General features: G+C 37.7%; 11 protein-coding genes. 5 read left to right on the plus strand and 6 right to left on the minus strand.

Translation table 11 applies throughout. The features are described from left to right. Positions 1 to 53: 53 nt before the first annotated feature. Together glnS and nagE are read right to left on the minus strand one after the other, a co-directional pair. A complete protein-coding gene (gene glnS / locus BTO23_RS07930) occupies positions 54 to 1,712 on the minus strand; it encodes a glutamine--tRNA ligase (protein WP_061001841.1) in 1,659 nt (552 codons plus the stop codon). A 168-nt stretch (positions 1,713 to 1,880) separates the two neighbouring features. Further along, on the minus strand, positions 1,881 to 3,371 hold the full coding sequence (gene nagE / locus BTO23_RS07935) for an N-acetylglucosamine-specific PTS transporter subunit IIBC (RefSeq protein WP_060990430.1): 1,491 nt from the start codon (positions 3,369 to 3,371) through the stop codon (positions 1,881 to 1,883). 399 nt (positions 3,372 to 3,770) lie between these two features. Here nagE and nagA point away from each other — a divergent pair, with 399 nt between their 5' ends. The 4 genes from nagA (at position 3,771) to asnB (ending at position 9,761) form a co-directional block, all read left to right on the plus strand. Beyond that, complete coding sequence (nagA, locus tag BTO23_RS07940; protein WP_060990429.1) at positions 3,771 to 4,907, plus strand: N-acetylglucosamine-6-phosphate deacetylase; 1,137 nt, start codon at positions 3,771 to 3,773, stop codon at positions 4,905 to 4,907. Position 4,908: 1 nt separating this feature from the next. Then, positions 4,909 to 6,123, plus strand: a complete 1,215-nt coding sequence (gene nagC / locus BTO23_RS07945) for a DNA-binding transcriptional regulator NagC (RefSeq protein ID WP_060990428.1) — start codon at positions 4,909 to 4,911, stop codon at positions 6,121 to 6,123. Between the two features lie 80 nt (positions 6,124 to 6,203). Then, positions 6,204 to 7,808, plus strand: a complete 1,605-nt coding sequence (locus BTO23_RS07950; protein WP_105063319.1) for a cation:proton antiporter family protein — start codon at positions 6,204 to 6,206, stop codon at positions 7,806 to 7,808. A 285-nt stretch (positions 7,809 to 8,093) separates the two neighbouring features. Further along, a complete protein-coding gene (asnB, locus tag BTO23_RS07955) occupies positions 8,094 to 9,761 on the plus strand; it encodes an asparagine synthase B (RefSeq protein WP_105063320.1) in 1,668 nt (555 codons plus the stop codon). 39 nt (positions 9,762 to 9,800) lie between these two features. On the opposite strand, the gene rfaH is transcribed toward asnB, so the two are convergent. Next, the gene (gene rfaH, locus BTO23_RS07960; RefSeq protein WP_060990425.1) at positions 9,801 to 10,307 is read right to left on the minus strand and encodes a transcription/translation regulatory transformer protein RfaH; all 507 of its coding nucleotides are present in this window, start codon (positions 10,305 to 10,307) and stop codon (positions 9,801 to 9,803) included. A gap of 380 nt (positions 10,308 to 10,687) precedes the next feature. Here rfaH and BTO23_RS07965 point away from each other — a divergent pair, with 380 nt between their 5' ends. Beyond that, entirely contained in the window at positions 10,688 to 12,037 is a 1,350-nt protein-coding gene (locus BTO23_RS07965) for a peptide MFS transporter (protein ID WP_060990424.1), read from the plus strand. A 67-nt stretch (positions 12,038 to 12,104) separates the two neighbouring features. Here the strand turns inward: BTO23_RS07965 and BTO23_RS07970 are convergent, their stop codons facing one another. From BTO23_RS07970 to BTO23_RS07980, 3 genes are all read right to left on the minus strand, one after another. Beyond that, the gene (locus BTO23_RS07970) at positions 12,105 to 12,410 is read right to left on the minus strand and encodes a ComEA family DNA-binding protein (protein WP_060990423.1); all 306 of its coding nucleotides are present in this window, start codon (positions 12,408 to 12,410) and stop codon (positions 12,105 to 12,107) included. Between the two features lie 188 nt (positions 12,411 to 12,598). Continuing rightward, on the minus strand, positions 12,599 to 14,455 hold the full coding sequence (gene ppiD / locus BTO23_RS07975; RefSeq protein WP_105063321.1) for a peptidylprolyl isomerase: 1,857 nt from the start codon (positions 14,453 to 14,455) through the stop codon (positions 12,599 to 12,601). 204 nt (positions 14,456 to 14,659) lie between these two features. Next, positions 14,660 to 14,932, minus strand: coding sequence for an HU family DNA-binding protein (locus BTO23_RS07980; protein WP_060990421.1), 273 nt, complete (start codon positions 14,930 to 14,932; stop codon positions 14,660 to 14,662). Positions 14,933 to 15,010 lie beyond the last annotated feature (78 nt).

Raw genomic sequence — 15,010 nt, forward strand, 5'->3', positions numbered from 1 at the left:
ACCAGCATATCTGCTGGTTTTTTATTATCAATTAATTGAGTACTTAGTGAGAGTTAACCTTCCCAAGTATCACGTAATCCTACTGTACGGTTGAATACAAGAGCCTCAGATGTAGAGTCTTTGTTATCAATACAGAAATAGCCTGTACGTTCAAATTGGTAACCTGCTTCTGCTTCTGCTGTTGCTAAGCTTGGTTCAACAAAACCATTCTTAGTAATTAATGACTCAGGGTTAATACTCTCTGAGAAATCTTCTAAAGCCGCTGGGTTTGGAACTGTAAATAAACGATCGTATAAGCGGATCTCAGCTGGTACAGCTTTATCTGCTGATACCCAGTGAATAACACCTTTAACTTTACGACCATCCGCTGGATTCTTACCTAGCGTTTCTGCATCATAGCTACAGAAAATAGTCGTAATGTTACCTGCTTCGTCTTTTTCAATGCGATCGGCTTGAATTACATAAGCACCACGTAAACGAACTTCTTTACCTAGCACTAAACGCTTGTATTTTTTGTTCGCTTCTTCACGGAAATCATCTTGCTCAATATACACTTCACGAGTAAATGGTACTTCACGTGTGCCCATTTCAGGTTTGTTAGGATGATTAGCAACGTTAAGAATTTCAACTTTGCCTTCTTCATAGTTTTCAATAACGATTTTAACAGGCTCAAGAACTGCCATTGCACGAGGTGCATTTTCATTTAAATCATCACGAATACATGATTCTAACGAACCAAACTCAATCATGTTTTCTTGTTTAGTAACGCCAATACGCTTACAGAATTCACGAATAGAACCCGCAGTAAAGCCACGACGACGTAAACCAGAAACAGTAGGCATGCGTGGATCGTCCCAACCGTTTACTAACTTCTCAGTCACAAGTTCATTAAGCTTACGCTTAGACATAATTGTGTATTCTAAGTTTAGACGACTGAACTCATATTGATGTGGTTGACAATCAATCGTGATATTTTCCAATACCCAATCGTATAAACGACGGTTATCTTGGAATTCTAACGTACAGATTGAATGTGTGATACCTTCTAACGCATCCGAAATACAGTGCGTAAAGTCGTACATTGGGTAGATGCACCACTTATCACCCGTTTGGTGGTGAGAAGCAAAACGAATACGATAAATAACTGGATCACGCATTACGATGAAAGAAGATGCCATATCAATTTTTGCACGTAGACAAATAGTGCCTTCTTTGAATTTACCATCACGCATTTGTTCAAATAACGCAAGGTTCTCTTCTACGCTACGATCACGGTACGGACTGTTTTTGCCTGGCTCTTTAAGCGAACCACGGTATTCACGGATTTGATCAGAAGTTAGCTCATCAACATAAGCCAAGCCTTTTTCAATTAATTCAACCGCGTAACCATACAGTTTATCGAAATAGTTTGAAGAGTAATGAATATCACCACTCCAATCAAAACCTAACCATTTAACGTCATTTTTGATTGATTCAACGTATTCAATATCTTCTTTTTCAGGGTTAGTATCATCAAAACGTAGATTACACTGTCCCTGGTAATCTTGAGCAATACCAAAATTCAAACAGATAGATTTTGCGTGTCCGATATGCAGATAACCGTTTGGCTCTGGCGGGAAACGAGTATGGACACTGGAATGTTTACCTGACTTTAGGTCTTCATCAATAATTTGACGGATAAAGTTGGTAGGACGAGTTTCAGTTTCACTCATCTAAAGCACCTCATTGGTATTAGTAGAAAGAACAGATTGTTCATATCTCCCTATGATCCACAATTATGGACCAATACTCAATATATAGAATCAAATAGTTGCTTTATTTCCATAAAAAAGCCGCTCTAATTAGAGCGGCTTATTGATTTGAGTTAATTTACTCAATAATTATGGTAATGCAACCGCTGTTAGGTCTTCAGAAGCTGGAATTTTTTTCATTTCACCAGCAACGATTTCAGCAAGAGGACCAAGGATAACTTGAACATTGTTAGAACCAAGTTTAACCACACCCATTGCACCTAATGCTTTAAGTTGTTTCTCGCTAATTACGCTAGTGTCTTTAAGAGTTAGACGTAAACGAGTGATACAAGCATCGATGTTTTCTAGATTTTCGTGACCACCTAAAGCTTTAAGGTATTGCTTAGCTAGTTCACCAGTTTCTTTAGAACCACGAACTGAACTTTCTTCTTCGTCGTCGTCTTCACGGCCTGGAGTCTTAAGATTAAACTTAACGATTACAGCGCGGAATACGAAGTAGTAAATTGCGAAGAATACGATACCTTGGATAATTAGCATATACCAGTTAACAGCTAGTGGGTTACGAGTAGAAAGAACCATATCTACTAGACCTGCTGAGAAACCGAAACCTGCAATCCACTGCATAGATGCAGCGATGAATACTGAGATACCTGTTAATGCTGCGTGAACTACGTATAGTGCAGGAGCAAGGAACATGAATGAGAATTCTAGTGGTTCAGTAACACCTGTGAAGAACGATGCGAAACCAGCAGCAATCATAATAGATGCAACTTTTTCTTTGTTCTCAACTTTTGCTGTGTGGTAAATCGCTAGTGCCGCACCTGGTAGACCAAACATCATGATTGGGAAGAAACCAGCTTGGTACATACCTGTAACACCAACAGTTGCAGTACCATTAGCGATAGATTGTGCACCACCTAGGAAGTTAGGGATGTCGTTAATACCAGCAACGTCGAACCAGAACACTGAGTTAAGTGCATGGTGAAGACCTACAGGAATAAGTAGACGGTTGAAGAATGCGTAAATACCAGCACCAACAGAACCCATACCTTGGATTGACTCACCGAAGTGTACAAGGCCACCGTAAATTGCAGGCCAGATGTACATAAGTACGAACGCAATTAAAATACCTGCAAAAGAAGTTAAGATAGGTACAAGACGCTTACCTGAGAAGAATGCAAGTGCTTTATGCAGTTCAACAGTAGAGAAACGGTTGTAGATCTCAGCAGATACGATACCAACTAGGATACCAACAAATTGGTTATTGATTTTACCAAATGCAGCAGGAACTGCAGCAGGATCAATACCTTGAATTTGAGCTACCGCTCCTGGTGAAAGAAGAGTAGTTACAACAAGGAAACCAACAAAACCAGAAAGTGCCGCTGCACCATCTTTATCTTTAGACATACCATAAGCAACACCGACCGCGAACAGTACTGACATGTTATCGATGATAGCCGCACCAGCTTTGATTAAAAACGCTGCTAGTGCACTGTTGCCGCCCCAAGCCACTGGGTCAATCCAGTAACCAATACCCATTAAAATTGCTGCTGCAGGTAATGTAGCAACTGGTACCATCAGTGCTTTACCTACTTTTTGAAAATATCCTAAAATATTCACCTTTAGATTCCCCCTATAAGGATTTTAGATTTTTTTGAATAGCTTAATTTGTCCATTATAAACTTATTTCGCTACTCGTTATTAACAGGGTCAGTGTAAGGGATTAATTTCGCCCCGCAAATTAAAAGCAAGCTAATTGTGATCATTATCACCTGTGGAGGGAATATTTAAGGTATTTTGCTAGCGAGATCATAAAACTTATTTTATCATTCGAAAGAATAAAACATCAGGAATAAAATTTGGTCTATAAAAGACCAAACTTTGTCATTACTGAACGTAACATTTAGGTAACTGAGTGTACCGCTCAGTAAGCAGTTCTATTTTCACTTGCTTAAAAATTTCAACGAAAAAAGTTTATATTTTTTTCGTACCATAAATTATAACTTAAGGATTCAAGCTATGTATGCGCTAACTAACTGTAAGGTTTATACTGGTAACGATGTTCTTGTTAACCATTCTGTAATCATTAATGGAACAGAAATCGAGGCCGTTTGCCCAACATCAGAACTACCAGAAGGTATTGAGTTAAAGGATTTAGATGGCGCAATTCTAAGCCCAGGTTTTATTGATCTTCAACTAAACGGCTGTGGTGGCGTAATGTTGAATGATGAAATTACGGCAGAAACAATGCAAACGATGCATGAAGCGAACCTAAAATCAGGTTGTACTAGCTTCTTACCTACTTTAATTACCTCTTCAGATGAAGACATGCGTACTTCTATTGAAGCAGCTCGTGAATACCACAATAAATATCAAAACCAATCTTTAGGTCTACACCTTGAAGGCCCGTACCTGAATGTAATGAAAAAAGGCATTCATAGCGTTGATCATATCCGTCACTCTGATTCAGATATGATTCAACTTATGTGTGATAACGCTGATTTAATTGCAAAAGTAACGCTTGCTCCAGAACAAAATGATCCAGAGCATATTGAACGTTTATGTAAAGCAGGTATTGTCGTGTCAATTGGTCATACGAACGCTACCTATGCAGAAGCTCGCCAAGGTTTTGAATCTGGTATTACTTTCGCAACTCACCTATTTAATGCGATGACGCCAATGGTTGGTCGTGAACCAGGTGTTGTTGGTGCTATCTACGATACTCCAGATGTTTATGCTGGCATCATTGCGGATGGCTTCCATGTTGACTATGCAAACATCCGTATTGCACACAAAATAAAGAAAGAAAAGCTAGTATTAGTGACGGATGCCACAGCTCCTGCAGGTGCTGACATGGAATACTTTATTTTTGTTGGTAAGAAAGTATATTACAAGGATGGTAAATGTGTTGATGAGAATGGCACATTAGGCGGCTCAGCTCTGACTATGATTGAAGCAGTTCAGAATACAGTTGAGCACGTTGGAATCGCTTTAGACGAAGCATTACGTATGGCTACGTTATACCCTGCTCAAGCAATTGGTGTGGATAATAAACTTGGCCGAATCAAAAAGAACATGGTTGCTAACCTTGCTATTTTTGATCGTGACTTCAATGTAAAAGCGACTGTTGTTAACGGACAATACGAGCAAAGTTAATATGACTGACGGACAAATTGGTAATGTAGACCTAGTAAAACAATTAAACAGTGCGGCTGTTTATCGTTTAATCGACCAAAAAGGCCCGATTTCTCGAATTCAAATCGCAGACGTTAGTCAGCTTGCTCCAGCAAGTGTTACCAAGATTACCCGTCAACTATTAGAGCGCGGCTTAATTAAAGAAGTCGCGCAACAAGCATCAACTGGTGGTCGAAGAGCTATTTCTTTGACTACCGAAACCGACCCTTTTCATTCTATTGCAGTTCGTTTAGGGCGTGATTATATCCAGCTAAGTCTTTTTGATCTTTCAACAAAAGAATTAGCTTCAGAATATCATGAGTTTAACTACTCACATCAACAAGAACTATTGGATGGATTACGTCAATTAGTTCAAATGTTCATTACTCGTAATCAAGACACAATTAAACAGTTAATTGCTATAGGTATTACTCTCCCTGGTTTAGTAAACCCAGAAACTGGTGTTGTAGAATACATGCCAAATACCGATATTGATAAATTAGCTTTAGCTGACTTTGTTAAAGACACTTTCAATACCCAATGTTTTGTAGGTAACGATGTACGTGGTTTAGCCCTAGCTGAACACTACTTTGGTGCATCTAAAGATTGCTATGACTCAATTCTAGTCAGTGTTCACCGTGGTACAGGTGCAGGTATCATTGTTAACGGAAAAGTTTTCTTAGGCCATAATAGAAATGTAGGTGAAATCGGTCACATTCAAATCGATCCAATTGGTGATAAATGTCAATGTGGTAATTTTGGTTGTTTAGAAACTGTAGCTGCAAACCCTGCAATTATTGCACGAATTAAAACATTGCTTGCACAAGGCTACCCTTCAAGCCTTTCTCAATTAGAGAACATTACAATGGCTGATATTTGCCATGCTGCAAACCATGGCGATGAACTAGCAACACAGACATTACTACGAGTAGGTAATCAGCTTGGTAAAGCAATAGCAATGACAATTAATTTATTTAATCCACAAAAAATTGTTATCTCTGGTGCCATTACTCAATCAGATAAGATTCTTTTTGCTGCGATCCGTAATTGTATTAAAAACCAATCATTAACCGCTTTCCACAAAGATCTACCAATCGTAGCATCTGAACTTCATGAACAACCAACCATTGGTGCTTTTTCAATGGTGAAACGTGCAATGCTTAATGGCGTATTGTTACAAAAATTATTAGATGAATAATCATAAATAATTTTTAACATGTTACTCTAGGGCTGCTTTTTGCGGCCCTTTTTTTCGACCACTTTTAGGAACAATAGTATATGGAGTTACTTTTTATCATTGCAGCATTTGTAATGGGGTTTATAGCATTAAAAATTAATTTACCTCCATTAGTTGGTTTTCTATTGGCAGGATTCGGATTACATGCACTTGGCTTTCAATCTAACGATGCGCTATCTACCTTTGCAGATCTTGGCGTCACCCTGCTTCTATTCTCAATTGGCTTAAAATTAGATATAAAAACCTTACTAGCTAAAGAAATTTGGCTAGGGGCAACACTTCATAATGTATTCTCTACTCTCTTTTTTACTTTTGCTCTTCTTGGCCTAAAATTGCTTGGCATTACTATGCTTGCAGACATTGATACTGCACAGTTAGTCCTCTTTGGTTTTGCTCTATCTTTCTCTAGTACCGTATTTGCCGTGAAAGCTCTCCAAGAAAAAGGTGAAATGAATGCAACTTACGGAACCTTGGCCATTGGTATTCTTGTCATGCAAGATATCTTTGCGGTTGTTTTTCTAACCGCATCCACAGGAAAAATACCCGAGATAACGGCATTAGCATTATTTGCACTCCCTCTCCTTCGACCTCTATTTTTTAAATTATTAGATTGGGCTGGACATGGGGAAATGTTGGTACTTTACGGTATCTTCTTAGCCTTGGTTGCAGGTGCTGGTACCTTTGAACTGGTTGGAATGAAGCCAGATCTTGGCGCTCTTATTTTAGGAATGTTACTGGCTGGTCACTCTAAAGCCTCTGAATTATCCAAATCATTATTTAATTTAAAAGAAATACTTCTTATCTGTTTTTTCTTAAATATCGGTTTATCCGCAGCGCCAACATTTGCAGGCTTAACGCTCGCTATTTTCCTTATTTTATTACTGCCAGTAAAAGGCTTCCTATATTTTATAATTATTAATAAATTTAAGTTCCGAGTAAGAACCTCGCTTCTTACCTCTCTTACGTTATTCAACTATAGTGAGTTTGGTCTTATTGTCGGTGGCTTAGCATTCAAAATGGGATGGTTACCCGCTGACAGCCTTGTTGCTATTGCCATTGCCGTTTCTATTTCTTTTATTATTTCAGCCCCTTTAAATAACTTTGGTCATACGATTTATCAACGTTCTCGCCATTGGTTAAAAGAACATACCGCCGAACGTTTAAATCCAATGGATAAATTGATCAACCCAGGACGAGCTCAGATCTTAATCCTTGGTATGGGTCGTATTGGTAGTGGTGCTTATGATGAATTAAAAGATAAATATGGTGATATTATTTTAGGAATAGAGCTACGAGAAGAATCAGCTAATCGTCACCAAGAGCTTGGACGGAATGTTATTTCTGGCGATGCTACCGATCCAGATTTTTGGGAACGTATCTTATCAACTTCACATGTAAAACTAGTATTATTAGCGATGCCCAATCATCAGGGTAATCAGTTCGCACTAGAGCAATTACAATCACGAAACTATCAAGGTCAAACCGCCGCCATTGCTGCCTACAATGACCAAATTGATGGATTACTTGAACAAGGTGTTGATGCCGCATTTAATATTTATCATGAGGCTGGTAGTGGTTTTGCACGACATGTGAGCGAACAATTAAATCCACAATTTAATCAACAAAAAGAATATATGAAGTACTAATTCTTTAGTTAATGCCGCTCTCCTACCAAAAATCAGATTAGGATTTAATTAAAGTCTAATCTGGTTTTTTATTTATGCCCCCTCATTTTTCATTCTTTTTGTTTAAAAAACCATCTGCAACTAACGATTCAAAACTAAAATGGTTAAAATATTAAATATTATCTAATTAGGTTGCCTATTTGTAATTTTATTTGTATTTCTTGGTTGCTTTTTTTAGCGATCGTGGCAAATTGTAGTTAAGACAATAATTTATGATAAAAATTAAGAAGAGATTAGAGGGAACTTATGTGCTCAATTTTTGGAATACTGGATATTAAAACCGATCCAACACCACTGCGTAAAGCTGCACTTGAAATGTCAAAAAAACTTCGTCACCGTGGACCCGATTGGTCAGGCGTTTATTCATCAGACAAAGCAATTCTAGCACACGAACGCCTTGCAATTGTTGGTTTAAACAGCGGCGCTCAACCTCTTTATAGTGAAGATAAAAAACACATTTTAGCTGTAAATGGGGAGATCTATAACCATAAAGAATTACGCGAAAAGTATGCCGACGATTACGCTTTCCAAACAGACTCAGATTGTGAAGTTATTCTGGCACTATACCGTGAAAAAGGTGCCAATCTTTTAGAAGACTTAAATGGTATTTTTGCCTTTATCCTTTATGATGAAGAGAAAGATGAATATTTAATTGGCCGTGATCATATTGGTATAATCCCTATGTATCACGGTTATGATGAACATGGTAACTATTACGTTGCTTCTGAAATGAAAGCACTTGTCCCTGTATGTAAATCAATCAGTGAGTTTCCTCCTGGTCACTTTTACTCATCAAAAGATATTGAGCCAACGCGTTATTATGTACGTGATTGGATGGAATATGATGCAGTTAAAGACAACCCAACAAGTAAAGAAGATCTTAAACAAGCACTAGAAGATGCTGTTAAACGCCAATTAATGACAGATGTTCCTTATGGAGTACTTCTTTCTGGTGGTCTTGATTCATCAATCACATCAGCGGTTGCAAAGAAGTTTGCGGCAATGCGTATTGAGGATAACGAGAAATCTCAAGCATGGTGGCCTCAACTTCACTCATTTGCAGTAGGGTTAGAAGGCGCCCCTGATTTAAAAGCGGCTCGAGAAGTTGCAGACCAAATCGGTACAGTCCATCATGAAATGACGTACACAATTCAAGAAGGTCTTGATGCTATTCGTGATGTTATTTATCACATTGAAACTTATGATGTCACAACTATTCGCGCTTCTACACCAATGTATTTATTAGGTCGTAAGATCAAGGCTATGGGCATTAAAATGGTACTTTCTGGTGAAGGTGCTGATGAAATCTTTGGTGGTTATTTATATTTCCATAAAGCACCAAATAAAAAAGAATTCCATGAAGAAACAGTACGAAAACTGTTGGCTTTAAATATGTTTGATTGTGCTCGAGCGAATAAATCATTAGCAGCTTGGGGTGTAGAAGGACGAGTGCCTTTCTTAGACAAAGAATTTATTGATATCGCAATGCGATTAAATCCACAAGATAAAATGTGTGGTAACGGCAAAATGGAAAAACACATTCTTCGTGAATGTTTTGAAGACGATTTACCTGCTGCGATTGCATGGCGACAAAAAGAGCAATTCTCTGATGGTGTAGGCTATAGCTGGATTGATACATTACGTGAAACCGCAGAGGCAAAAGTAACAGATCAGCAAATGGAGTCTGCAAAATTCCGTTTCCCTTACAATACGCCAGTAACTAAAGAAGGCTACGTGTATCGTGAAATCTTTGAAGAGTTATTCCCTCTTGAGGATGCTGCTAAATGTGTTCCTGGAGGACCTTCAGTTGCATGTTCTTCAGCAAAAGCAATAGAGTGGGATGAATCATTCCAAAACTGTGTCGACCCTTCAGGTCGAGCTGTTCAAGCGATTCACAATAAAGCTTATGATTAATTAAATCATTGAAATAAAAAAGCGCCCTTGGCGCTTTTTTTATTTCGAATAATCAATATCACTATTATCTACTTTAATTTCAACATGTTTATTAATAAGAGTAATTAATAAAATCGACCGTTTCTCACCATCAGCTTCTTTATAAATAGCATCAACACCAACAAAAGGGCCTTCTTTGATCGCCACCTTTTGTCCGACTTCTGGCAATGCCTCAATTGCATCTTTATTTTTAACATTGTCTTGATCTATCAATTTCAAAGAATAAATAAGATCACCCGACAATATTTTAGGCTGTCCACCAAAACGAATAAAATCACTCACTCCACGAGTTGAACGAACAGTCGTAAACGTCGGGCCATCTTCAAAATCAAACCGAACAAACATATAACAAGGGAACAAAGGTTCTTTAACTGCCCTTTTTTTGCCTCTCGTTATTTTCTCAACTTCAACCTCAGGATAAAAACACTCTACATTTTGATTTTCTAGATGTGCTTTTGCTCGCTGTTGCTCCCCACGTTTGCAGTAGAGTAAATACCATTCTTTCATTATTTATATACCTAGCTAACCAACTGAAGATCATAGCACGCCATAAACCACAACTAAATAAATAGGTTCAATAACTCGACAACTATCTTGTTTCAGATGTTAAATGATAAAAAACAGGCAAAAGAAATGCATTATCTCTAAAAACTAGATATCAAAGAAATTAAACACCACAATTAAAGATAAAAACAAAATAAACCGCCAATATAATCACAAAAAACAGATGAGCGATATGTAACACTAAATAATTGTTTCTAAATATTTCAACGATTTAAAATGTTAACTAAATCACATTAATATGTACAACATTGCAGTTGAATCATTCGAGGGGTATAAATTTGTCTTATATAAAAAGAATAAAATTCTATTTAAAAGAGAGCATTATGCCAAACAACAACAAAACACTTATGGGGCATCCTCAGGGATTGTTCTTACTTTTTGGAACTGAACTATGGGAACGCTTCTCTTATTACGCCATGAGGGCGATTTTAGTCTTATACTTAACAGACAGAACCATTAATGGTGGTTTAGGTTGGACAGTTAAAGACGCCCTTAGCTTATATGGTACTTATACCGCATTAATGTATATCACTCCTCTTATTGGTGGATGGTTAGCAGATAACTACTTAGGGCAACGAAAATCACTGCTTATTGGTGGCTTTCTGATGGTCGTTGGTCAATTCACACTGGCACTTCCTCATAACTTATTACCATTCTCTGTTGAAGCACTTTTTTATATCGGTTTAGGTTTCTTAATTGCAGGTAATGGTTTATTCAAACCAAACGTATCAACCATGGTTGGAGATTTATATCAAGATGGTGATAATCGTCGTGACGGTGCATTTACTATCTTTTATATGGGTATCAACTTAGGTTCTCTACTTGCTGGGGTTGTTTCTGGCTCAGTGACAGGGATATGGGGCTGGAAAGCAGGATTTGCTGCTGCTGGTATTGGTATGATTATCAGTTTAATCATTCAAACTTTATTTGCTCAACGTTTCTTAGGTGATATCGGTGTTCGTCCAGCAGCCCATATAGCAAAAGAAAATGCACAAGGTAAATCTCATAACGTGTTAAGTAAAATCGAAATTGATCGCTTAAAAGTAATTATGGTTATGGGATTATTCGTTATCGTTTTCTGGGCTGGCTTTGAACAAGCTGGTGGCTTAATGAATATCTACTCTCAACAATATACCGATAGAATGATAGGTTCTTTTGAAGTACCAGCAGCTTGGTTTCAATCTCTAAATCCTTTCTTCATTATTGTATGCGCACCGTTAATAGCTATGCTATGGGTTAAATTAGGGCCAAAAGAGCCTAGTTCACCGATTAAATTTGCTTTAGCTCTCTTTTTCTTAGCCATTGGTTTTCTTTGCATGGTTGGAGCAGTAATGGAGCAAGGTGGCGACTTAACTGTTAAAACATCTATGTACTGGCTTGTCGGTGCCTATTTCTTCCATACGCTAGGTGAATTATGTTTATCACCTATTGGACTATCATTAGTGACTAAACTCGCGCCATTACGTCTGGCTTCTCTCATGATGGGGACATGGTTTGGTTTCAATGCTATCTCTAATTATATTGCGGGCATCGTGGGCTCACATGTTGAAACTCTTGGAGCTTTAGATATTTTTGCAGGTATCGCAATTACAGCAACTATCTCTGGTGTTTTATTGCTGGCAATTTCAGGCACACTAATTCGTTGGATGCATGGTGCTGAAAAAGCTCATTAACCTAAAGATAATCTAAATAAAAAGGCAGCCTTATTTACTAAGGCTGCCTTTTTTGTAAAAGGTAAAGTTATAATATAATTCTACTGCGATTCTTTTCTAATAACTTAACACCAATTCCTTTCACCTTAGATAAGTCATCGACCGCAGCAAATTTTCCATTAAGAGTTCGATAATCAACAATAGCTTTTGCTTTTGAGTCCCCAACACCAATTAATAATGTTTTTAGCTCCTCTGCTCCTGCCTCATTAATATTAACGACTATTTCAATACCTTCATGCTTATTTACACTTTCTTCTTTAGCCTGAGCGATACCGCTCGAAAATAAAATAAGAGAAAATAAAAAAGCACTAATAAAGTTTGTTATACGCGTCATTCCTATTCCTTGTTCAATATTTAAATAATAATGTCAGGTACTTCAGAGATTCACTCCCTACCTGTCATTAAAAAATAATAATTAATCCAAGAAAGAAATCCTACTGGTAGGTTTATACTTACCCCAAAAACACGACGGGCCCCAATAAGGGGCCCGTCTATCTTATTTATCAATTACAAATAAATTGATTATTGTTCTAATAATGGGTAACTAATATCAGAGTTAGCTTTAAGCGTATCTAACGTTGCCGTTAAATCTTGTTGAGTTTGAGTTCTAAGTAAACGCGTTGACACTTGTTGAGCCATTGCGTCGTTACTTAATTCTAGAACTCCATCAAGTGCAACAATCACATTGTTTCCCTGACGGTCCATCACTTGAGCATAAGTTGATGTACCTTGTGCCGGTTTTTGCAGACGATATACATCATTTGCCAGCTCATCTGCTCTAGTAATCATTCGCGCTTCAGTAAAGCTTAAACCATTATCAGTTAGATAATTAACCTCACCTTTATCTAGTGCATTAATAACTCCTTGAGCTAATTCAACCGCTTTTTGTTCACCTTTTGTTTGAGATAAACGAGCGGTTACTGCAGATTTAACATCTCCTAGAGGCAATACCGTTTCATCACGAACATCTTCAACACGAACAACAACAATATGCTCTGGTGCAATCTCAATAACGTCTGAGTTCAAGCCATCTTCTTTCACTTCTGGGCTATAAATAGCTTGCAGAACCGTAGGGTTTGATAGAAGTTCAGGCGCATCTTCTTGTGAGAAGAAATCCGATGTTATTACCTTAGCATTAACACTTTCTGCGGCATCATCTAAAGAATCTGGTGATTCAAATGCTTTTTCTGCAAGCTCTGTTTGTAAGCTATAAAATGCATCTGCTGCATGCTCATCAACTAAGAACGATTTAATTTCAGAACTTACTTCAGCAAGTGGTTTAGTTTTTGGTGCTTCCACGCCATCAAGTTGAATAATGTGGTAACCAAATGCAGATTTAACAAGGCCTGAATGATCGCCTACATTAACCAATTGGAAAGCTGCATCTTCAAAAGCGGGATCAATAACACCACGTTCAATCCAACCTAAAGAACCGCCTTCTTTTGCTGTTGGGATATCTTGTGAATCTTCTTTTGCTACTGTAGCAAAATCATCACCAGCATCTAAACGAGCAAGAACCGCTTGAGCGTCAGCTTCATCACCTTTAATCAGGATATGGCTTACTTCACGTTTCTCTTGCGTAGAATACTTATCTTGGTTTTCATTATAATACGTTTGAATCTCTTCATTCGTTATTGGCGCTTGCGCTTTTAAAGAGTCACCAGATAATTCAACATATGAAACTTTTACTTGCTCAGGACGAACAAACTGCTGTTTATTTGCATTATAATATTCAGCGACTTCTTCATCTGTTACTGTCGCTTGCTTTGCAAACTCGGCAGTATCAAGCGTAATTGTACGAATTTCACGTTGTTGAGCCTCTAAAGCACCTTGTGCTTTTACTTCGTTATCTAACGTAAACTCTGTTGATTCAAGAGCAAGAACAAGTTGATTTCGAACTAAATCTTGGCGTAAATATTCAGCAAAACTATCTGAACTAAAGCCTGCGCGACGAAGTGATATATTAAAAATCTCTTCATCAAACTTGCCGTCTTTTTGGAATTGAGGCATAGATAAAATAGCTTGGCGAATTTGTTCATCGCCAACACGAAGACCTAAGTCTTGAGCTTGGTTATCTAATAGCGCATCGTTCACCATACGATCTAAAACAGATTTACGAAATTGTTCTACGTATGCTGGGTCGCCAAGTAATGTTGAAAAATACTCGCCAAGTTGAGATTGCATACGATTACGTTCATTTTGATACACTTGCTCAAAATCATTACGTGTAATCTCACGTTCACCAACTTTAGCTGCTAGTGGTTGACCCCCACCGACTAAATAACTACCTACACCTGCAAATACAAATGAGAAAATAATTAGACCGAGAATGATCTTAACTACGAGGCCTGTTGAACCTTCGCGAATTCGATCCATCATAATATGTTTTAACTCCTAATCACCAAGTGGAATACACTATTTATACAAGTAGCGTGTCAATTTCTATTGATAGTGAAAATGTAAAATAGTTCAACAAAAGAAAATTTTAACAATAAAAAAGCGCATCATTGGATGCGCCTATGACTCATTACTCTAGTCTACTAGCCTTATGCTAGCTTGTGTAGAGTTTTATCTATATTTCGCTTAGTTACACGCATCTTTCAGTGCTTTACCAGCTTTAAATGCAGGTACTTTTGCAGCAGAAATCTCAATCGCTTCGCCTGTTTTAGGGTTACGACCTGTACGAGCAGCACGCTCACGAACAACAAATGAACCGAAACCAACAAGAGTTACTTGATCACCACTTTTTAGTGTCTCAGTTACTGTTTCAACTAATGCATCTAGAGCGCGGCCAGCTGCTGCTTTTGAGATATCTGCATTGTCAGCAATTTGATCAACTAATTGAGATTTATTCACGGTATTCCCCTTTAAATTATTCATTCAATGATTAATGAACGAGTCCATATTTTGATAATAAATGTGTGAAGTTATGAT

It is taken from the genome of Aliivibrio sifiae, from assembly GCF_002954715.1.
Taxonomy (GTDB): Bacteria; Pseudomonadota; Gammaproteobacteria; order Enterobacterales; family Vibrionaceae; genus Aliivibrio; species Aliivibrio sifiae.